This window comes from Streptomyces sp. NPDC027189 (assembly GCF_055566975.1).
The window spans coordinates 91086-110924 of the sequence record NZ_JBVHRI010000010.1 but is presented as its reverse complement, the minus strand read 5'-3'; the positions used below and the strand labels follow the sequence as shown (position 1 = coordinate 110924).

Genomic DNA, 19839 nt, shown 5'->3' with positions numbered 1-19839 from the left:
ACTCATTCATATCTTCATGTGCGATGGGTAAGATACCGCCCATGGGTCATGGAGCCGTCACCACCGCGCAGGACGCCACCGAGCGCGTACGTCTGGACGCGGCCAACGTCGCGAAGGTGGCCACCACGCTCCAGGCGCTGTCGACCCCCTCGCGCCTGCTGATCCTCGCGCGGCTGCGCGAAGGGCCGCTCCCGGCAACGGAGTTGGCCGCCGCGGTCGGCATGGAGCAGTCCGCCTGCTCGCACCAGCTGCGGCTGCTGCGCAATCTGGGGCTGGTCGTCGGCGAACGGAGCGGCCGCTCGGTGGTGTACGCGCTGCACGACCACCACGTCGCCGAACTCCTCGACCAGGCGGTCTACCACGTGGAGCACCTGCGGCTCGGGCTCAGTGATACGGCCGAGTGAGGTGAAAGCGGCGCCCGCGCGGCAGATGTGGCCGCTGTACGCCGCCGGGTTCACCACCGCGTTCGGGGCGCACGGCATCGCAGCGAACCTGGGCGCGCACTCGGCGGACCGGGTCACCTCGCTGCTCGTCCTGGGCGGGCTGCTGGCCCTCTACGACGGGGCCGAGGTGCTGCTCAAGCCGGTGTTCGGCACAATCGCCGACCGGATCGGCGCCCGGCCCGTGCTGCTCGGCGGGCTCATCGCCTTCGCCGCCGCGTCCGCGCTGTACGTCGTGGCGGACAGGCCCGGCCTGCTGTGGGCCGCCCGGCTCGGTCAGGGGGCGGCGGCCTCCGCGTTCTCGCCCGCGGCCTCCGCGCTGGTGGCCCGGCTCAATCCGGCGGCCAAGCACGGGCGGGTGTACGGGAGTTACGGCTTCTACAAGTCCATCGGCTACACGCTGGGGCCGCTGTTGGGCGGTGTGCTCGTGTGGGCGGGCGGGCTGCGGCTGCTGTTCGGTGTGCTCACGGTGCTGGGTGCGCTCGTCGCTGTGTGGGCTCTGCTGTCTGTGCCGCGCGTGCCGCCGCTGCCGCGTGCCCGGCAGACCGTGCTCGACCTGGCGCGCCGTCTGGCCGACCCCGCCTTCCTCGCCCCGACGGCGGCACTCGCCGGCGCGACCGCCGCGCTCTCCGTCGGGGTGGGATTCCTGCCGGTCTCCGGTGCGGGCGCGGGCCTCGGCACCGTCGCGACGGGCGCCGCCGTGTCCGTCCTCGCCGCCTGCGCCGCGCTCGTCCAGCCGCGCGCCGGGCGGGCGTTGGACGCGGGTCGGCTGACCGCCCGCACGGGGATCGGCGCCGGGTTGCTGACCGCCGCCGCGGGGCTCGGCTGCGCGACGATTCCCGGGCTGACGGGCGTACTGCTCGCGGCGGCCCTGATCGGTGTCGGCACCGGCCTGATCACTCCGCTGGGCTTCGCCGCCTTGGCATCGAGCACACCTCCGGAGCGGCTCGGACAGACGATGGGCGCCGCCGAATTGGGGCGCGAGCTGGGGGATGCGGGCGGGCCGTTGCTCGTCGCGGGGGTGGCCACGGCGGCGACATTGACGTACGGGTACACGGTGCTCGCCGTGTTGCTGGCGGTGGGGCCGGCCGTGGGCGTGCTGCTGGGGAGCGGTGTGGGCCGTGGGCGTCGGGACCGCGGCTAGCGCCAACGCCATGGCTTTGGTCGGCGGCGTACTCTGCCGCCAGGGCTTCGTGGGTGGTGCCGGTGGCGGAGAGCGTCCTGGAGAGCGTTCACGGCCAGCGGCGCCCAACCTGCTGTGGCGGTTGTCGGCCAACCGGGTCCTGCCCGTGCAGGACCGACTGCCCGACGGCTCCTGGCTCAGCCGCCTGCATGCAGGCACCGACGGCTGCGGGCGCGGGCTGGGCCGGGCAGGGGCACCCCGATCGTGCGCCCGCCACCCACCACCGCACCCACTGGGTGCGCTACTTCCACGGCTGTTACTAGGTCGGCGACGACACCCTGTGGGGCGTCAACCCCAGTGGGGCGTCAACCGCTGCAAGAAGGGCGCCGCGAACGCGCCGGCCGCGCTGAAGTCGATCCGTGTCGCCCGACCCGACCCCAACCCGGCGGTGCACCGATCTACGTGATCCTGGACAACCTGTCCGCCCACAAGGGCGCCAACATCCGCCGCTGGGCCAGGAAACACCGGGTGGAACTCTGCTTTACCCGACCTGCGCCTCGTGGGCGAACCCGATCGAGGCCGACTTCGGCCCGCTGAGGCAGTTCACCATCGCCAACTCCAACCACACCGTGCAGATACGGGCCCTGCACGCCTGCCGACGTTGGCCAAATGCCAACACCCGCAACCGCGACGTGCCGGCCGCCGAGCGCAAGGAACGCGCTCGCATCCGAAGCGAGAAAGGCATCCGCCGGGGTGGCCGACCGCCCCAGCCGCGGCCTGACCACCAGTCCGACGAACCTCCCTCTGCCGCTGGAGACGTCTCAGTCCTGTGCCCGGGGTGTGCCGTGCCAGCGCCAGGTGGTCAGTCGAGGGCGTCCGGGTAGTTCGGCGCGTCCGGTGGCCCACAACAGGGTGGGCCAGGGATCGGTGGATTCCGGGGCGTCCGGAAACAGCCGAACGAGCACTCGCGCGCACAGATCGGCGGGTGGGCTCCAGGCGAGCCCGAGCCCTTGCGCCAGGTCGTGCGTGTGCACCAGCGTCTCCACGATCCCCATCGCGGCGAAGCCCTCGGGATCCGAAACGCCGAAGACGTGGTGAGCGCGGGCCTGCGGAGGCGTCGTGCGCACCATGGCGACCAGCAGCGCGCCGCTCGATTCCAGCACCTGCAACAGACCGACGGGCCCCGCCTCACGGTTCGCGTGAATGGCGTTCGCCGGGCCGCCGGGCCGCCGGCTCTCCCACACGAAGGGCACCTCGCCATCCAAGGGCGGTGTTTTGAGACCCAGTTGCGTAGCGTAGGCGAAGAGGTCGTCGCTGAGGTGCTCGACGGTCTCCCAGCAGTCCCATTCCAGCGAACCCGCCTTACCGTCCCACGCGGCCGGGGGCGCCTCGCGGAGGACTGCCACAGCGAGCTGCACGGCAAGGTCGAGGTCGTCCGCGGTGACAGGGGACGAGGAGAAGCCAATAGCGGCTGATCGGGACATGGCCGGACCGTACCGCGGCCGGACGGACCCGCGCCCTCCCTTTGATGATCAGAGAACGGGTCCCGGCGGACCGGCTGCGGCGGTTCAACGCCTCGTTACGAGACGGGGACCCGGGCGGGGATGCTGCTGTCGGCGACGGCGGCGGGCTGTCCGTCCAGGCGTTCGGTGCCGTGCCGCTGCTGGTGTTCAAAGCCGCCACCTTCATGGCCTCGGCGCTCTGCGCCGCCGCGATGGGGCGCCGCCCGGACCGGGCGCGGACTGCCACCACCGCCGGGGACCAGGCGCCGGTCCCGGCCGCAACGCGCGGGTCGCTGCGTGTGCGCCTTGCGGGGCCCTCACCGGCTCGAGCGCGAGCGGCTGGCCAAGGTGTTGGATGACCCGGCACACAATCGCGCCTGGCCGCGATCAGGGTGGCTCTCAGGGCGGCGGCCCACACCCGAAGCCGTCCGCCCGAGCCGTCAGCGGGGCTCCTCGCCTTGCGCGACCTCCACCTCGTGATGGAAGGCGAGTACGCCGGCCGCAGAGGCGCCGGCCGAAAGGGTCGCGCAGACGGCGAGGAGCAGGGCGATCCAGGAGGCGGCGCGGCGGTGGCTCGGGGGCGCGGCGAGGAGGGCGGCGACGCGCCGGGGGACGGGGCCGGTGGTGGCCGCGGGGGCGAAGTCGGGGCGGGCGGATTGGGACGCCCGGGTGGCCAGGGCGGCGCGGGCGATGGCGCGGGCGATCAGGCGCCGGTCCCCCACCGCGACGGCGGCGGCCTCGTCGGCGACGCGCTCGGCGGCGAGCGCGATGGCCGCCCGGACCGGGCGCAGACCGGGGTGGCAGTGCGCCGCGAGTTCGGCCGCGACGAGGAAGCGGTGGTGGCCGCCGGCGTTGTGGGCCCGCTCGTGGGCGAAGAGGGCCTCGCGTTCGTCGGGGCCGAGGCTGCGGAGCATCGCGGTGGTGACGACGATGCGGTGCGGGCGGCCCGGCAGGGCGTACGCGTCCGGGTGCGGCGACTCGACGACGCACAGGTCGCCCGCGGCGGGCCGGCTGTCGGCCTGGGTGCGGGCGGTGCGGAAGGCGCGGAGCTGGCGCAGGGCCGAGCGTCCGAGGGTCCACGCGCCGACGGTCAGGGCGCCGGTGGCGGCCGCCGCGGCGGGCAGGACGACCAGGTCGGACGCGGTACGCAGGGGGTGGATGAGGTCACCGAGGCCCGCGAACACGGGCAGCTTGAGCAGGCCCGTCAGGACCAGCGCGCCGAGCGCGGCGACGGACGCCCCGGCGAGCACCACGACCGCGAGGGTCAGGGCCCACAGCGCGGTCACGGGTACGAGACGGTCGAGGCAGCGGCGGGCCAGCGCCGGCACCGCGAAGGGCACCAGCAGCGGGATCAGCAGCAGGGCCGTCATCGCCGTCATTCCTCACCTGCTTCCAGCAGATCGCGCAGGAGACGCTCGTCGTCGGGGCTGAGCTGGGCCACGAACCGGGCCAGGGCCGTCTCGCGGTCGTCGTCCCGGTCGAGTTCGCTGTGCATGCGCCGGGCGGTGAGACCGTGCGGGTCCTGGACGGGGAAGTACGCGTAGCCCCGGCCCTGCCGCTCGCGGCCGACGATGCCCTTCTCGTGCAGCCGGGACAGGATCGTCGTCACGGTCGTACGCGCCAGGCCGGAGTCCAGCTCCATCTGTACACGCCCGGGTGTGAGCGGTGCCCCGGCGGCCCACAGTGCGGCCATCACACTGGCCTCGAGCTCGCCCGCCGGTCGGCGTTCGTCCTTCGCGCTGGTCATGGGAACGATCCTCACCCCGCCATCGTCTACAGTTCAGTAGACCGTCTACAGGATTGTAGTCACCCGGGTGCGTCTCGAACGTTCCCGCCCGTCCAGTATGAGAGGGCCCGCGACCATGGCCGCACCTTTGTTCACAGCGTCACAGCTCGCCGTGAATATTCTCAGCGCGCAGTCCCTGCTCGCCGCCTTCGGTGTGCTGGGTGTAGGCGTGGTGATGTTCGCGGAGACCGGGCTGCTGATCGGCTTCTTCCTGCCCGGTGACTCCCTGCTGTTCACGGCGGGCCTGCTGTGCACCGGATCGGGCCACGGCGGTCTGAAGCTGTCGCTGGTCCCGCTCCTGGTCGCCGCCGCCGTGGGCGCGCTGGCCGGATCGCAGTGCGGTTACCTGATCGGGCGGAAGGCGGGCGGGGCCCTGCTCGCCCGCAGCAGCTCGCCCCGTCTGCACGAGGGGGCCCAGCGCGCCGAGGAGCTGCTGGAGCGCTACGGATACGCGAAGGCGATCGTGCTGGCCCGCTTCGTGCCGGTGGTGCGTACGGTGCTGAACCCCATGGCGGGCGCGCTGCACGTGCCCGTGCGGACCTTCACCCTGTGGCAGGTGATCGGCGGACTCGTCTGGAGCATCGGCCTCACGCTGGGCGGATACGCGCTGGGCTCGTCGATTCCGAACGTCGACCGCTATCTGCTCCCGATGATCGCGCTGATCGTCATCGTGTCCCTGATCCCGCTCGCCGCCGAGCTGTACCGCTCCCGCCGGGCGGCCACCGCGGAGAAGGGAGCCCAGGGGTGATCCTGGCCTTCGACGGCTCCTCGATCGACGGCTCCGCCTACACATATGTGGTGAACCTCGCCCAGGACTCCCCCTCGTGGCTGGACAGTCTGGTGTCGGCCTGGTCGACGTACGGTCTCGGGCTGTTCGCCGTGCTCATGCTCCTGGGCTGGTGGCAGGCGCGCCGGGTGAGCGCCCGGGCCGCGCTGATCGCACTCGCCATACCGGTGATCGTGGTGGTGGCATACGCGGTGAACTCGGTGTTCAAACTGCTGGTGCGCGAGGACCGGCCCTGTCAGAGCCTGCAGGTGAAGACGCTGGAGGCGTGTCCGGCCCCCGGCGACTGGTCGTTCCCGAGCAATCACGCGGTCATCGCCGCCGCGGCCGCGGTGGCCCTGCTCTTCGTCTCCCGTCGCCTCGGCACTGTCGCGGTGGTAGCCGCCTGCGCGCTCGCCGCGTCCCGCGTCTGGGTGGGCCTGCACTACCCGCACGACGTCGTGGCCGGAGTCCTCGTCGGCACGCTGATCGCGATGCTGCTGACAACGGGACTGCACCGGGTCACCGAGACGCCGGCTCACCGACTCACCGGCTCGCGGCTGAGGCCTCTGCTGATAGCGCCACCACTCGCAGAGGCGACGCCGTACGAGACCAAGTGAGGGAGAGACATGCGGCACAAGATCCTGGTCGTCGAGGACGATCACGCTCTGCGTGACGTCCTGCTGCGCGGTCTGCGGGACGAGGGCTTCGACGCCGTGCCCGCGCAGGACGGCGCGACCGCGCTGCGGCTGGCCGGGGACGACGTCGACGCGGCCGTGCTCGACGTAGGGCTGCCCGACGCGGACGGACGGGACGTGTGCCAGGCGATCCGGGCCAACGGCTTCCTGTCCCCCGTCATCTTCCTGACGGCCCATCACCATCTCACGGACCGCCTGGCCGGCTTCTCGGCCGGGGGCGACGACTATCTGCCCAAGCCGTTCCATCTGACGGAGCTGGCCGCCCGGCTGCGGGCCGCCCTCAAGCGCACCGGCTCGGTTCCCACCGCGACCGCGGGTGACCTGATCCTCGACCCGGTGGGGCACAGCCTCACGGTCCGTGGCACCCGAGTCGGCCTGACTCCCACGGAGTTCCGCCTGCTGGCCGCGCTGATGGCGGCGTCCGGGGACATCGTGCGCCGACGGGAGCTGATCAGGGCGGGCTGGCCCGAGGGCGCGCAGGTCAGTGACAACACGCTCGACCAGTATCTGACCCGGCTGCGCCGCAAGCTCAGGGACAGCGGCAGCGAGCTGACCGTCACGACCGCGCGCGGTATCGGACACCGTCTGTCATGAGGGCATCCGTCTCCCGGAAGGCGTTCATCCCCCGGAGGGCATCCGTCTCCCTGAGGGCGTCCATCTCCCGGTGGTGGCCACACTCCTCCTGGCGAGTGCGCTCCCGGTGGTGGCCGCGTACGCTGCGCGGTCGGCTCTCCCTGGTCGCGCTGACCACCGCCATGCTGCTGATGGTGATCCTCACCGTCGCGTTCAACACCGTCGTACAGCGCCACCTCCAGCACCAGGCGGACGACGAACTGCGCACGCGGGCCGCCGCCGTCGCCGCGACCGTCGACACCAGCGGCCCCCGGGTGCGCGTCCCGGAGACGCCGGGCGAGGAGTTGCTCGACACGAACGTATGGATCTACGCGGGCGGCCGGCTCCTCGAAAAGCCTCCCTCCGCCGCCGCCACCGGCCCGTTGGCCCGCGCCGCCGACCGGCTCGCCACGCGCGGCGGCAGACAGTGCGTCACCGCCCACAGCCACGGCCCCGTCCGGCTGTGCTCACGACCGGTGCCCGGCGACAAGGGTGCCGCGACCGTCGTCACCGCACTGGACCTTTCCCCCTATCGCAGCTCCGCCGAGACTCTGCTCCTCGCCTCGATCGCGCTCGACGCCGTCATGCTCGCCTGCACGTACGCGCTGACGCGCCTGGCGGTGGGGCGCGCGCTGCGACCCGTACGCACCATGACCGAGCACGCCACGCAGTGGAGCGCCATAGCCTCCGAGGAACGCTTCGGGAGCGTGGTCCGGCCCACCGAACTGGCCCAGCTGGGCGGGTCGTTGGACGCGCTCCTGGACCGCATCCGCGCACTGCTGCGCCACGAGCAGCAGCTCACCCGGGAGCTGTCGCACGAACTGCGCAATCCGCTCGCCCGGATCATCGCGGAGCTCGACTGGTGGCAGGCCCGTCCCCGCTCCGCCGCCGACACCCGGAGCACGCACGAGGCCATCGCCGACGCCGCCCGGTCCATGCGCACGATCTGCGACACCCTCCTGGACGACGCGCGCGACAGCGCGGCCGCCGCGCCCGGCACCACCGACGTGCTGCCCGTGCTGCGGCGGCTCGCGGACCGCGCCGCCGCGACCGAGAAGACCGAGAAGACCGAGAAGGTGGAGGTCGTCGTCACCGGACGGGACGCCGAGTTGTCCGCCGGGGTGCCGGACGCCCTCCTGGAACGCATCGTCAGTCCCCTGCTCGACAACGCGCTGCGGCACGCGCGGGCGCGGGTCGAGCTCCGGGCCTGCGCCCGCCCCGGCGGCGTACGCGTCGAGGTCACGGACGACGGACCCGGCGTACCCGCGTCGTTCGCACCGCAGCTCTTTCAGCCGGGGCGCCGCGCCGATCCCGGGGACGGACACGGCGGAGCGGGCCTGGGGCTGCCGCTCTCGCGACGCCTGGCCCGCTCCGCCGGCGGCGAGGTGCACCACGACGAGCGGCACACCTCGGGCGCGAGGTTCGTGGTCAGCCTCCCTGCGGGGTGAGCCGCTCGGCCTCGGCGACGTCCCGGCGCGTCACCGAGAGGTACACGACCAGGCCGAGGATGACCGCGAGGAACAGCACGCTGGTGACCACGGTGCCGAAGCCCAGGCCGCCGTCGCCGGTCGGCTGCGAGAGGTAGTCGCCGATCGAGGCGCCCAGCGGGCGGGTGAGGATGTACGCGATCCAGAAGCTCAGCACGGCGTTCAGGCCGAGCGCGAAGTGCGCGACGGCGACCGCGGCGATGGCGAGGCCGAACAGGACGGCCGAGACCCAGTAGCCGAGGGCCATGCGTTCGGCGACCAGGTCACCGGCCGCGGTGCCCAGCGCGAAGGTGAACAGCACGGCCAGCCAGTAGTAGGCCTCGCGGGACAAGGTGTCGATGCTGTGGATGGACAGGGTCCGCTCGCGGCGGTACCAGACGAAGAAGACGACGGCGAGGGCGACGGCGAACACGGCGGTGCTGGTCTCCAGCGGCACGCCCAGGTTGTCGGTGAGGTTGTCGCTGATCAGGGTTCCGACGACGCTGATCAGAGCCACGGCGAGCCAGTAGACACCGGCCTTGTAGGTCCTCGTGCGGAACTGGACAACGAGGACCACCGCCAGCAGCGCGCTCATCAGCAGCGACACGCCGGTCAGGCCCAGGCCCAGCTTCTCGTTCAGGAGGTCCGCCGCGGTCTCGCCGACCGTCGTGCACAGCACCTTGATGATCCAGAAGTACGCGGTGACCTCGGGAACCTTGTTCCAGCGGATGCGGCGGCCGGGGGCGGCCTCGGTACGGCCGTACGCAACGGACGTCTCGGAAGTCTCGGATGTCATGGGACCGGACCCTGCCAGCCGATATCTGAATACATCCTGACTACCAGACCCGCCCTGGCTGCGGTCGTGGCCACCTGCCCGGCCCTGGCCCTCCGCGCGGTCCTGGGTCCTGGCTACCCGACCCTCTCCTCCTGGCGGACGGGGACGAGGAGGGTGAACGTCGTGGGGTCGCCGCTCGCCAGAAACAGCCTGCCGCCCAGCGAGACCGCCAGATCGCGGGCGAGGGCGAGACCGATGCCCGTACCGCCCGTGCCGTCGCCCGTGTGCCCGCGGGCGAAGAGGCGGCCCGGTTCGGTGTCGAGCCGCCACGGATCACCACCCTGCACGGGCACGGCTACCGTCACGAACTCACCTGAGCCGTACGGCGGTTCACAGCACCCGGCGGCGCACCAGCACCCCCAGCGCGACCAGCCCCGGAAGCAGCGGCAGCCATACCGTCAGCAGCCGGTAGCCGAGGACCGTCGATGCCGCCGCGCTGCCCGGTGCTCCGGCGAGGGTGAGGGCCAGGGCGAGTGCGGCGTCCAGGGAGCCGAGGCCGCCGGGGGTGGGCAGCAGGACGGCGGCACTGCTCGCGGCGAGGTACGCCAGTGCCACCTGGGCCGGGGGCAGCGGCAGGTCGATGGCCTGGGTGACGGCGATGACCACGGCGGCGTGCAGCGCGGCGAAGGCGAGCGAGCCGCCCCACAACGCGGCCGCCCGCGCGGGGACTTCGTGCACGGCGCGGACTTCCGTCAGCACGGCTCGGAGCGCGCGCCGCAGCGGCCCCGACAACAGGACCATGGCGGTGGCGACCACCGCGACGGCCACCGCCCATGCCGTCGCGGAGACGCGCGGGAAGCGGAGCGCACCGGGGCAGGCCGGCGCGAGCGCGGCGATCAGGCAGCCTCTGACCACGGTCCCCGCGGTGGCCTTGACCGCGAGAGCGGTCGCCGACCGGGTGACGGGCAGCCCGCACCGGGTCAGGAAGCGCAGATTGACGGCACCCGCCCCCAGACCGGCGGGCAGGACGTGGTTGGCGGCGGAGGCCGCGAACTGCACCGCCACCAGGCGCCGGGCGGGCAGCGACCGGGCCACCGCGCCCTGCTGGGCGAGGGCCGAACACGCCCAGGTCGCCAGGGTGGCGGCGGTCGCCACGAGTAGCCAGCCGCGGTCCGCGCCGGCCAGCCGGCCGGCTCCGGTCTCGATCAACGGCCAGTGGCGCCGGGCGAGATACACCGCGCACACCACCACACCGAGCGTGACCGCGGCGTGCCAGGAGACGCGTCTGCCGACGGACACCGGCCTCCTGGTGGACGGCGGCCCGTCGACGGTTGTCGAAGAGGCGCCGGGCGGGACGGTCATACCGCTCCGCCTCCCGCCCCTGGTGCGACATAGACACGCAGGTCACCGGCAGGATGCACGGCCCAGTCGCGGGCGTACGCGGGCGGCCGTCCTCCCGGGGTCGTGAGCACACCGACCGGCTCGCGCCGACCGGACCGCACGATGTCCGTCTCGGTGGTGTTGGCGTTGTGGCCACTGGTCGCGACGGAGGAGCAGCCGGCGTAGTACGCGATCGGGACGGCCTCGTACCCGGTCAGCAGGCAGGGCGGCCGTACGCCGAGCCGGTGCAGCTCGGCCGCCGTGGCCGCCCAGGCTCGGTGGGAGGCGGTGGTGCGCTGCACCGTGGCCCGCAGGACCGCGAATTGGACCGCCAGGTGCCCGGCGAGGCCGAGCGCCACCAGGGTCACGGCCACCGGGCGCCAGGCCCGGTTCGGGGTGGTGACCAGGTGGACGAGAGCATCGGCTACGGGGATCGCGAGGAGTGCGTAGACGGGGAGCAGGAAGCGCGGGGCGGCGTATCCGATCATGAACAGATACGGGATGCCCGACGTCGTGGCGCAGGCCAGGAGCAGCAGCGTGCGCCCGGCGCGCCGGGCCTTGACGGCGACGACCAGACCGAGGACGGCGAGCAGCGGCAGCACGAACCACCAGACCATCACCGCCGGGTTCGGCATCGCCCCGGTGCACGGGCGGCACAGAGCGCGTCCGCCCAGACTGCGCAGTTGGTCGCCGACGGCGAAGTTCCAGCCCAGGCCGCCCTGGATGCGGGAGGCGTCCGCGAGCCGTTGGCCCAGGCTGCCGTAGCTGACGTACGCCTCGGCGACCCACTCGCCCGCTCCGGCCGCCAGACCCGCGACGAGCGGGATCAGCAGCCGGGGACGACGCCATCCGCGGACGGCCACGACGAGGACAAGCAGCGGCAGGGTCGCCCAGACCGCGTCGGTGGGCCGCATCCACGCCATCAATGCGGCGCTCAGGCCCATCCCCCAAAGCGCCGCCCGGTCGGAACGGTCCGCCCGGGCGCGCAGGAAGCAGCCGACGCAGGCCAAAGCGCCGATCGCGACCCAGTAGTTGGGCATGGCCTGCGGACCGTAGAACAGGGTCACCCACAGCGTCGCGAACAGGGCGCCCGCCGACGTCAGCACCCGAACCGGGAACAGCCCTCGCCAGGCACGCAGCGCCAGGTACAGGCCGAGTCCGGACAGCAGGGCGAGGTAGATGCGCAGCAGCGTCGTGGACGACGACCAGGAGGCGATCGGCGCCACGAGCAGCGGGACGCCGCGGGCGCGCGGTGCGCTGAAGAACGCGGCGGGGGCGTGCGGGCTGACCTGGCTGACGTACACGGTCTCGTCCCAGCCGAGGCCCATTCCGGGGCCTACGAGGATGAGTTGAGCCAGGGTGAACGCGGCGGCCACCAGTGCCGGCCACTGCTCGCCGCGGAGGCGTCTCGAAGCGCGGGCAGTCGCGGGCGGGCCGTGGCGCCTGGCACCGACGAGCCGGACGTTCGAGGTCTTGGCCATCGTCCACCCTTCAGCCCTACAAGCTGTAGGGTTCCTCCACCCTACAAGACGTAGGGTGGAGGGGGGAGTCGGGAAACAAGGGGGAGTCGGAAAAACACGGCCAAATTACCGTGCACCGGACGGAGATGCAGTTCGGGAGTGGCATCCGGGGTCCAGCCCCCGTGGCCGCGCCCCTACGCGCTGTAAGGTGGCGAGCATGGCTGGCACAGGCCCCCACGGCAGAACGGAACGGCGCAGCGCCGGCGAGTTGGAGAGCGAAGTCCTCGCCGCCCTCTGGGCCACCGAGGACGCCCTGACGCCCGCCGAGATCCATGCGGAGATCGGCGGCGGTCTCGCCTACAACACCGTGCACACCATCCTCAAGCGCCTGTACGACAAGGGCCTGGTGCTCCGTGACGTGGACGGCCGGCGCGGCGCCTACCGGCCCGCCAAGAACGCGGCCGAGCTGACCGCCGCGGCCATGCACGAGGCCCTCGACCGCGGCCCCGACCCGATCGCGGCCCTCCAGCAGTTCGTCACCGGGCTGAGCCCCCAGGAGGAAGAGGCCCTGCGCGACCTCCTCGGGGGGAACGGGCCATGAGGATCGACGTCTACGCTCCGCTCGTCCTGTCGTTGCTGCTCCCGGCAGTCGCGCCACAGGTGGCCAGGCGGGTGTCGCCGGCCCTGGCGGCGCGCGTCCTCACCGTCGCCGCCGCGCTGACCGCGGCCGCCTCCACCTGGGCGCTGTTCCTGCTCGCCGCCACGCTGATCAACCGGGCCCCGTCGGTGGCCGCGGAGGCCAGCGAGGAAGGCCGCGCACTGCCCGAGCCCGTCCCGGAGACCATCGCCGTCGTGGCGGTCGCCGCCCTCGGCGTGATCGCCTTCCGGCTCTTCCATGCCGTACGAGCGCACTACGCGACCCGCCGGGTGCTGCTCCGGCTGTGCGAAGGGCACCCGCCCGACAGCGAACTCATCGTCGCCGCGTCCTCGACCCCCCACGCCTTCGCGATACCCGGTACGCCGGGCCGGATCCTGGTCACGGCCGCCATGCTCGCGGCGCTGGAGCCCGCGGAGCGGCGCGTCCTGCTGGCCCACGAACGCGCCCATCTCGTCCACCGGCACTCGGCGCTGGCCATCGCCGTCGCGCTGTCGGCCGCGGCCAACCCGCTGCTGGTGCCCGTGCGCACGACCGTCACGTTCCTGCTGGAGCGCTGGGCCGACGAGGTGGCCGCGGGCAGCGTCGGCGACCGTCGTACCACCGCACTCGCCCTGGCACGCGCCGCCCTCATCTCCCAGCGCGCCCGCGCGGGGTGCGCCCTGCACTTCTCCGAGCACGCCGTCACCCGCCGGATCGCGGCGCTGCAGACGGCTCCGCCGCCCGACCTGTGGCCCATCGGGGCGGCCGTCCTGGCGCTGGGCGCACTGTCGGCGCTCGGTGCGGTCGACGCGACCGGTGACCTGCTGCGACTGCTGGCCGAGACGCTGCCCGGCTGGTAAGCACGGGCCGCGGCCGTGGTCTTCGCGGGCTCGGTCGGCGGGCCGCTCCGCGGGACGGTCAGTCTGCGGGCTGTTCCGCAGGGCGGCGCAGGCCGGCCGTCCACTTCTCCTCGATGCGGCCGAGCTTCCACACCAGCAGGGCGACGACCCAGGTGGCGAAGAACAGGCCGACGATGACGAAGCCGATGACGTTCAGGTCGAGGGCGCCGACCCAGTCCCAGAACGCGCCGTGCAGATGCAGCTTCTCCGCGAGCAGGCCGAGGAGTTCGACCGTGCCGATGATCAGGGCGACGGCGACGGACAGACCGGTGATGGTGAGGTTGTAGTAGACCTTGCGCACCGGCTGGGAGAAGGCCCAGCCGTACGCGAAGTTCATGAACGAACCGTCGATCGTGTCGAGCAGCGACATGCCCGCCGCGAACAGCACGGGCAGGCACAGGATCGCGTACCAGGGCAGTCCTGACGCGGCGCCCGAACCGGCGAGGACCAGCAGGGCGATCTCGGTGGCCGTGTCGAAGCCGAGGCCGAAGAGCAGGCCCAGCGGGTACATCTGCCACGGCTTGGTGATCGACTTCATGACGCGCCCGAGGAGGCGGTTCATGAAGCCGCGGTTGTTCAGCTGCTCCTCCAGCGCCGCCTCGTCGAAGTGGCCGGAGCGCATCTGCCGGAAGACCTTCCAGATACCGGCCAGGATGACGAGGTTGATGGCGGCGATGACGTAGAGGAAGGTCCCGGAGACCGTCGTGCCGATCAGCCCGGTGACGTCGTGCAGTTTGGAGTTGTCGTCGCGCACCGGGCCGGCCAGCGCCTTGACGCCCAAGGAGAGCAGCAGCGTCAGTCCGAAGACGATGCTGGAGTGGCCCAAGGAGAACCAGAAGCCGACCGAGAGTGGACGCTGTCCCTCGTTCATCAGCTTGCGGGTGGTGTTGTCGATGGCCGCGATGTGGTCCGCGTCGAAGGCGTGCCGCATGCCCAGCGTGTAGGCGGTCACGCCGATACCGACACCGAACGACTTCGCGCCGAGGCTGTAGTGCTCCGGCGCGACGACGGCGACGAGCGTGAACCAGCCGATCACGTGCAGCGCGAGAATGAAGGCGCCCATCCCGCCGAGCCGGCCCCACTCCTGCCGCGTGAGCGACGTACGACGCATATTTCGGGCCTTCTTTCAGGGTGGGAGCCGCGCACTGCCACCCTGATGCTCACCCATATCACCTGCAATCTGTTCGCAGTAAAGCTTCGGCCAGCAGTTCCCCAGCCGCGCCAGCCACGTGACCGGCTACGACCGCCGCTCCTTGAGGTGGGCGTAGCCCATGAGGCCGACGAGGATCGCGAGGAGCACGGCAGAGGAGCCCACGGTTCCGAGGTCGAGGCCGCCCTTGGCGACCGGCTTGGTCAGGAAGTCGCCCGCGGTGGCGCCGAGCGGGCGGGTGAGTACGAAGGCGAACCAGAACAGGAGGACATTCGGCACGAACGGCACGCGCGTCAGCGCGAGGAGTCCCGCGAGCACCCCTCCCACGAGCAGCGCGCCGCCCGCGTAGCCAAGTCCTGAGCTGTCGGACAGGAAGTCGCCCATGGAGGTGCCGAGCGTGTTCGACACGAGGATCGCCGACCAGAAGAGGGCCTCGCCCCGGAAGGTCACGATGTCGCGGATGACGAAGGTCTGCCCGGTCAGCTTCCAGACGACGAAGATGGCGATGAGCAGCGAGATCAGGATCGCGGCACCCGCGGGATACCCGAGCCCGAGGCCCTGCGGACCCCAGCCGAGCGAGGTGGCGCCGGCGGAGAGGTACTTGGCACTGGCGTCCCGGTTCATGAAGTCGGACATCGTGGTGCCGGCCATGCTGGTCGACAGGATCACGGTCCAGTAGAAGAACGGGTTGTACCGCCGCGACTTCAGCTGTACTACCAGCGTGATCACGAAGATCAGAAACAGCAGGACAGTGGTGAGGAAGTAGCCCAGCTTGAGGGTCTGGGCAAAGAGGTCGCCCGCCGTCTCGCCGAGCGTCGTCGCGGCGATCTTCATGACCCAGAAGGCCAGGGTCACCTCGGGCAGCTTCTTCATCGCATACGCGCCGGGATCGGCGACATGCGGATCGGTGACACTCGGACCAGTGACGAGTTCCGACTTGTCCATTGTTCAGTTCTCCCGTGGGGGGTATGGCGCGCACGCCTTGAGCGGCGTGATCATCAACGTGGCAGCCGCTTCCTGAACGCATCCTGAACGCGTGGATCAGCCCATGGCCAACACCCCGGCCGGTCTGGTATGCGGGTGATAGTCGACCGGTCGTACACTCGCTTCATGGGACGGACCAGCGACGCCAGGGAGAAGATCCTCAGCGCCGCGCAATCGCTCATCGAGCTGCGCGGCTACTCGGCCTTGGGCGTGGCCGAGATCTGCAAGACGGCCGGCGTGCCCAAGGGCAGCTTCTACTACTTCTTCGATTCCAAGGAATCGCTCGCCCTGGCCGTGATCGACGAACACTGGTCCGGTCAGAAGCGCACCTGGACTCGCATCCTGAACAGCGACGAGGAACCTCTGCGGCGCCTGTTCCGGCTGTTCGAGGAGACGGAGGCCGCCCAGCGTGCCGACCAGCAGAGCTGCGGCACCGTCTCGGGATGCCTGTTCGGGAATCTCACCCTGGAGATGAGCAACCAGACCGAGGCGATGCGCACACGGCTGCAGGAGATCTTCGACGCGCAGGTCGAAATGGTCGAGGCGGTCATCGCCGAAGCCCTCGAGCGCAAAGAGGTGACCGCGACCGACACGCGGCAAGCCGCACAGGCGCTGGTCGCCCAGCTCGAGGGGCAGGTGCTGTTCGCCAAGCTCTACAACAACACCCAGCAGCTCAGCCCGCTGTGGGTGAACTGCCTGGCCCTGCTCGGTGCTCGCGCACCGCGCGACGCCGTGGCCAACGCCTGACCGATCGACTCCCTCGAGGGCCTGCCTCTCCCCTTCCTCCGGTAACTGCGCCGCGCTCGCTTCTCCCGTACACCGCCCGCAAGGCCCGCGCCCGGCCCGACCCTGCCCCACTGAGATGGACTGGAAGGCTGCGCCTACCAGGTGGGAGGCAGCCGGTCCTGGCCCCGACCCACTTGACCTTTGACTTCTGTGCGCGGAGACGCCTAGGGTCAAATAGTCGACCGGTCGGCTAGTAGCCGGATCGATCGAGAAACGCCCACCTCATCTCGGAGAAGGTCATCATGAGCTCTCAGGACCAGAAGGTCGCAGTCATCACCGGTGCCTCGCAGGGCATCGGCGCCGGCCTCGTCGAGGCCTATCGCAAGCTCGGCTACGCGGTCGTCGCCACCTCGCGCGGGATCGCCCCGTCCAACGACGTGGACATCCTGACCGTGCAGGGCGATATCGCCGACCCCGCCACCGCCGAGCGGGTCATCGCCGCCGGCGTCGAGCGGTTCGGTCGTATCGACACCCTGGTCAACAACGCGGGCATCTTCGTCGCGAAGCCGTTCACCGACTACACCCAGGACGACTACGCCGCGGTGGCCGGTGTGAACCTCGCGGGCTTCTTCCGCATCACCCAGCTGGCCATCGAGCACATGCTCGCCCAGGGCGCCGGCCATATCGTCAACGTCACCACCAGCCTGGTCGACAACGCCGACTCCAACGTGCCTTCCGTGCTTGCCTCGTTGACCAAGGGCGGCCTGCAGTCCGCCACCAAGTCCCTCGCCATCGAGTACGCGACGCGCGGCATCCGCACCAACGCGGTCTCACCGGGCACCATCAAGACCCCCATGCACTCCGAGGAAACCCATGAGGCTCTCGCCGCCCTGCATCCGGTCGGCCGGATGGGTGAGCCGAGCGACATCGTCGACGCGGTGATCTACCTGGAGAACGCCCCGTTCGTCACCGGCGAGATCCTCCACGTCGACGGCGGCATGAGCGCCGGTCACTGACCCCGCACGGCATCGCTCGCACGGCGCGGCCGCAAGGCCGCGCCTCCGATTCCACCGACAGGAGAACCCTGATGAACAGCACGACAGACAACGAAGCGATCCTGCGCGGCGTCCTCGACCCGTGGAAGTCCGCCGTCAACCGGCACGAACCGCAGCAGGTCGCCTCCCGGTTCACCGAAGACGCGATCTTCCAGGGACTGCACCCCTACAGCGTGGGAAGGCCTGGTATCGCCGCCTACTACGACTCCCAGCCCCTCGGGTTGACGGCCGAGTACCGGGTTCTCGAAACCCGACGCCCGGCCGACGACCTCGTTCTCGGCTACCTGAGCGTCGACTTCTCGTTCACCGACCGGCCCACCCTCAACGTCAACCTCGGCGTACTGGTGAAACGCCTGGAGGACGGCTGGTACATCAGCCACTACCAGGTCTCCAAGCTCGACTGACTCTCCCCGCTCAGCCGACCTGTGCGGCAAACGCCTCGTACGCCGGCTCGTCGAAGAGGACGAATCTGACCTCCTCGACCGCCGTCTCGGTGGCCCGCACGGTTTCCACCGCGATACGAGCGGCGTCGTCCATCGGCCACCCGTAGATACCGGCGGAGACGGCGGGAAACGCGACCGTACGAGCGCCGAGCTCGTCGGCCACCCGCAGCGATTCCCGGTAGCAGGAGGCCAGCAGCTCCGACCGGTCCTCCCCCTGGGCATATCGCGGGCCGACGGTGTGGATCACCCACCGCGCGTCCAGCTCGCCCGCAGTGGTGGCGACCGCCTGTCCGGTGGGCAGGCCCTTGCCGTAGTGGCCGGCGCGGAGTTTGCGGCACTCGGCGAGGATGGCGGGGCCGCCACGACGGTGGATGGCTCCGTCGACGCCTCCGCCGCCGAGCAGCGAGGAGTTCGCCGCGTTGACGATGGCGTCCGCGGTCTGCCGGGTGATGTCGCCCTGGACCAGCGTGATCGTGGTCATGACTGCCTCAGCCTCCTCCAGACGGCCTTCGCCGCGTTGTGCCCCGACATGCCGTGCACGCCGGGCCCCGGCGGGGTGGCCGCCGAGCAGAGGAAGACGGCCGGGTGCGGGGTGCTGTACGGGAACAGGGACAGTTTGGGGCGGAGCAGGAGCTGGAGCCCGGAGGCGGCGCCGCAGGCGATGTCTCCGCCCACATAGTTGGCATTGCGGGCGGCGAGCTCGGGCGGGCCCGCGGTCGCGCGCGCCAGTACGCGGTCGCGGAAGCCCGGCGCGAACCGCTCCAGCTGCCGCTCGATGGCGTCCGTGAGGTCCCCGGTCCAGCCGTTCGGAACATGCCCGTATGTCCAGAAGACCTGCTTGCCGTCAGGCGCTCTGGAGGGGTCCACGACGCTGGGCTGCACGGTGATCAGGAAGGGCGCGTCGGGGGCACGGCCCTCGCGGGAGGCCGCCCGCAGCGCGGTACTGATCTCCGCCCAGCTCGCCCCGATCTGCACGGTCCCGGCGGTGCGCGCCTCCTTGGCCGTCCAGGGCACGGGCCCGTCCAGCGCGTAGTCGATCTTGAAGACGCTCGCCCCGTACCGGTAGCGCTCGTAGTACCGTCCGAAGCCCGCGATCCGGGCCAGGGCGGTGGGCGAGGTGTCGAAGACATACGCGCGCGCGGGGGGCAGGTCGTCCAGGCGCTTGACCTCGTAGTCGGTGTGGACGGTGCCGCCGAGGTCCTTGAGATACGCGGTGAGCGCGTCGGAGATGGACTGGGAGCCGCCGCGCGCGACGGGCCAGCCACCCGCATGCGCGGCCAGCGCGAAGACCAGGCCGACGGCGCTGGTGGCGATGCCGTCGAGCGGGGCGATCACGTGCGCCACGAGCCCGGCGAACAGGGCCTTGGCACGCTCGTCACGGAAGCGTCGGGTCAGCCAGGTCGACGGCTGCAGTCCGGTGAGGCCGAAGCGGGCGAGGGTGACCGGGTCGCGGGGCAGCGCGGTCAGCGGCAGTGACATGAAGTCATGCGCCAGCGTGTCCCACCTCGGCAGGAACGGCGCGACGAGCCTGCGGTACGCGCCGGCGTCACGCGGTCCGAACGAGGCGGCCGTCTCGGCCACCGACCGCGAGAGCACCGCCGCCGTGCCGTCGGGGAACGGGTGCGCCATGGGCAGCTCGGGGTGCAGCCACTCCAGCCCGTACCGCTCCAGGGGCATCGCCTTGAACGCGGGCGAATTTATGCCCAGCGGGTGCGCCGCCGAGCACGGGTCGTGCCGGAAACCGGGCAGCGTCAGCTCTTCGGTGCGCGCTCCCCCGCCCACGGTGTCCCGCGCCTCGAACACAGCCACGGAGAATCCCCGGCGGGCCAGCTCCACGGCAGCCGTCAGTCCGTTCGGCCCCGCACCCACTACGACCGCATCGAGCATCGACGGCACCTTCGGACTCCTTTGTCAGCCGACGGCCACTGAGGATCAGGATA

Annotated in this window: 22 protein-coding genes and 1 pseudogene; 12 read left to right on the top strand and 11 right to left on the bottom strand. The window is 71.5% G+C overall.

Going from position 1 to position 19839, the window contains the following annotated elements:
* Positions 1–41: 41 nt before the first annotated feature.
* The 3 genes and pseudogenes from ACZ4RZ_RS24485 to ACZ4RZ_RS24475 form a co-directional block, all read left to right on the top strand.
* Positions 42–404 carry an ArsR/SmtB family transcription factor gene (locus tag ACZ4RZ_RS24485; protein WP_467747542.1) on the top strand — a complete coding sequence of 121 codons (363 nt, stop codon included), beginning with the start codon at positions 42–44 and terminating at the stop codon, positions 402–404.
* A gap of 25 nt (positions 405–429) precedes the next feature.
* Positions 430–1584, top strand: a complete 1155-nt coding sequence (locus tag ACZ4RZ_RS24480) for an MFS transporter (protein WP_467747818.1) — start codon at positions 430–432, stop codon at positions 1582–1584.
* Between the two features lie 206 nt (positions 1585–1790).
* Positions 1791–2327 (top strand): annotated as a pseudogene (locus ACZ4RZ_RS24475) (transposase); the annotation flags it as partial.
* A gap of 57 nt (positions 2328–2384) precedes the next feature.
* On the opposite strand, the gene ACZ4RZ_RS24470 reads toward ACZ4RZ_RS24475, so the two are convergent.
* From ACZ4RZ_RS24470 to ACZ4RZ_RS24460, 3 genes are all read right to left on the bottom strand, one after another.
* Positions 2385–3047 (bottom strand): maleylpyruvate isomerase N-terminal domain-containing protein, encoded by a 663-nt coding sequence (locus ACZ4RZ_RS24470; protein ID WP_467747540.1) that lies wholly within the window; start codon positions 3045–3047, stop codon positions 2385–2387.
* Between the two features lie 458 nt (positions 3048–3505).
* Positions 3506–4435, bottom strand: a complete 930-nt coding sequence (locus ACZ4RZ_RS24465; protein WP_467747816.1) for a M48 family metalloprotease — start codon at positions 4433–4435, stop codon at positions 3506–3508.
* A 5-nt stretch (positions 4436–4440) separates the two neighbouring features.
* On the bottom strand, positions 4441–4812 hold the full coding sequence (locus ACZ4RZ_RS24460) for a BlaI/MecI/CopY family transcriptional regulator (protein WP_467747538.1): 372 nt from the start codon (positions 4810–4812) through the stop codon (positions 4441–4443).
* Positions 4813–4909: 97 nt separating this feature from the next.
* Here ACZ4RZ_RS24460 and ACZ4RZ_RS24455 point away from each other — a divergent pair, with 97 nt between their 5' ends.
* From ACZ4RZ_RS24455 to ACZ4RZ_RS24440, 4 genes are all read left to right on the top strand, one after another.
* Positions 4910–5599, top strand: a complete 690-nt coding sequence (locus ACZ4RZ_RS24455; protein WP_467747536.1) for a DedA family protein — start codon at positions 4910–4912, stop codon at positions 5597–5599.
* Positions 5596–6234, top strand: coding sequence for a phosphatase PAP2 family protein (locus ACZ4RZ_RS24450; protein ID WP_467747535.1), 639 nt, complete (start codon positions 5596–5598; stop codon positions 6232–6234). The genes ACZ4RZ_RS24455 and ACZ4RZ_RS24450 overlap by 4 nt, the downstream gene beginning before the upstream one ends.
* A 9-nt stretch (positions 6235–6243) precedes the next feature.
* Positions 6244–6906 carry a response regulator transcription factor gene (locus ACZ4RZ_RS24445; RefSeq protein ID WP_467747533.1) on the top strand — a complete coding sequence of 221 codons (663 nt, stop codon included), beginning with the start codon at positions 6244–6246 and terminating at the stop codon, positions 6904–6906.
* A gap of 161 nt (positions 6907–7067) precedes the next feature.
* Positions 7068–8372 (top strand): sensor histidine kinase, encoded by a 1305-nt coding sequence (locus tag ACZ4RZ_RS24440; protein WP_467747814.1) that lies wholly within the window; start codon positions 7068–7070, stop codon positions 8370–8372.
* On the opposite strand, the gene ACZ4RZ_RS24435 is transcribed toward ACZ4RZ_RS24440, so the two are convergent.
* The 4 genes from ACZ4RZ_RS24435 to ACZ4RZ_RS24420 form a co-directional block, all read right to left on the bottom strand.
* Entirely contained in the window at positions 8353–9186 is an 834-nt protein-coding gene (locus ACZ4RZ_RS24435) for a COG4705 family protein (protein ID WP_467747531.1), read from the bottom strand. The two genes, ACZ4RZ_RS24440 and ACZ4RZ_RS24435, sit on opposite strands and share 20 nt — an antisense overlap.
* A gap of 113 nt (positions 9187–9299) precedes the next feature.
* On the bottom strand, positions 9300–9530 hold the full coding sequence (locus ACZ4RZ_RS24430) for an ATP-binding protein (RefSeq protein ID WP_467747529.1): 231 nt from the start codon (positions 9528–9530) through the stop codon (positions 9300–9302).
* Between the two features lie 25 nt (positions 9531–9555).
* Positions 9556–10527, bottom strand: coding sequence for a lysylphosphatidylglycerol synthase domain-containing protein (locus ACZ4RZ_RS24425; protein ID WP_467747527.1), 972 nt, complete (start codon positions 10525–10527; stop codon positions 9556–9558).
* The gene (locus tag ACZ4RZ_RS24420) at positions 10524–12026 is read right to left on the bottom strand and encodes a hypothetical protein (RefSeq protein ID WP_467747525.1); all 1503 of its coding nucleotides are present in this window, start codon (positions 12024–12026) and stop codon (positions 10524–10526) included. Before ACZ4RZ_RS24420 ends, ACZ4RZ_RS24425 begins: the two co-directional genes overlap by 4 nt.
* A 196-nt stretch (positions 12027–12222) precedes the next feature.
* Between ACZ4RZ_RS24420 and ACZ4RZ_RS24415 the strand changes: the two genes are divergently transcribed.
* Positions 12223–12606 (top strand): BlaI/MecI/CopY family transcriptional regulator, encoded by a 384-nt coding sequence (locus ACZ4RZ_RS24415; protein WP_467747524.1) that lies wholly within the window; start codon positions 12223–12225, stop codon positions 12604–12606.
* Positions 12603–13502 carry a M48 family metalloprotease gene (locus ACZ4RZ_RS24410; protein WP_467747523.1) on the top strand — a complete coding sequence of 300 codons (900 nt, stop codon included), beginning with the start codon at positions 12603–12605 and terminating at the stop codon, positions 13500–13502. The genes ACZ4RZ_RS24415 and ACZ4RZ_RS24410 overlap by 4 nt, the downstream gene beginning before the upstream one ends.
* A gap of 58 nt (positions 13503–13560) precedes the next feature.
* Here the strand turns inward: ACZ4RZ_RS24410 and nicT are convergent, their stop codons facing one another.
* The gene (gene nicT, locus ACZ4RZ_RS24405) at positions 13561–14652 is read right to left on the bottom strand and encodes a Nickel transporter NicT (protein WP_467747522.1); all 1092 of its coding nucleotides are present in this window, start codon (positions 14650–14652) and stop codon (positions 13561–13563) included.
* A gap of 126 nt (positions 14653–14778) precedes the next feature.
* On the bottom strand, positions 14779–15636 hold the full coding sequence (locus tag ACZ4RZ_RS24400) for a COG4705 family protein (protein ID WP_467747520.1): 858 nt from the start codon (positions 15634–15636) through the stop codon (positions 14779–14781).
* 165 nt (positions 15637–15801) lie between these two features.
* On the opposite strand from ACZ4RZ_RS24400, the gene ACZ4RZ_RS24395 reads away from it, so the two are divergent.
* The 3 genes from ACZ4RZ_RS24395 to ACZ4RZ_RS24385 all read left to right on the top strand — a co-directional run bounded on the left by ACZ4RZ_RS24395 (position 15802) and on the right by ACZ4RZ_RS24385 (position 17860).
* On the top strand, positions 15802–16422 hold the full coding sequence (locus tag ACZ4RZ_RS24395) for a TetR/AcrR family transcriptional regulator (RefSeq protein WP_467747519.1): 621 nt from the start codon (positions 15802–15804) through the stop codon (positions 16420–16422).
* A 281-nt stretch (positions 16423–16703) separates the two neighbouring features.
* The gene (locus tag ACZ4RZ_RS24390) at positions 16704–17417 is read left to right on the top strand and encodes an SDR family NAD(P)-dependent oxidoreductase (RefSeq protein ID WP_467747517.1); all 714 of its coding nucleotides are present in this window, start codon (positions 16704–16706) and stop codon (positions 17415–17417) included.
* A 71-nt stretch (positions 17418–17488) separates the two neighbouring features.
* Positions 17489–17860: a YybH family protein gene (locus tag ACZ4RZ_RS24385; protein ID WP_467747516.1), complete on the top strand. Its 372-nt coding sequence runs from the start codon at positions 17489–17491 to the stop codon at positions 17858–17860.
* A gap of 10 nt (positions 17861–17870) precedes the next feature.
* Here ACZ4RZ_RS24385 and ACZ4RZ_RS24380 read toward each other — a convergent pair whose 3' ends face one another.
* Both ACZ4RZ_RS24380 and ACZ4RZ_RS24375 read right to left on the bottom strand, forming a co-directional pair.
* Entirely contained in the window at positions 17871–18380 is a 510-nt protein-coding gene (locus ACZ4RZ_RS24380) for an O-acetyl-ADP-ribose deacetylase (RefSeq protein ID WP_467747514.1), read from the bottom strand.
* The gene (locus ACZ4RZ_RS24375) at positions 18377–19786 is read right to left on the bottom strand and encodes a phytoene desaturase family protein (protein WP_467747512.1); all 1410 of its coding nucleotides are present in this window, start codon (positions 19784–19786) and stop codon (positions 18377–18379) included. Before ACZ4RZ_RS24375 ends, ACZ4RZ_RS24380 begins: the two co-directional genes overlap by 4 nt.
* Positions 19787–19839: the final 53 nt, after the last annotated feature.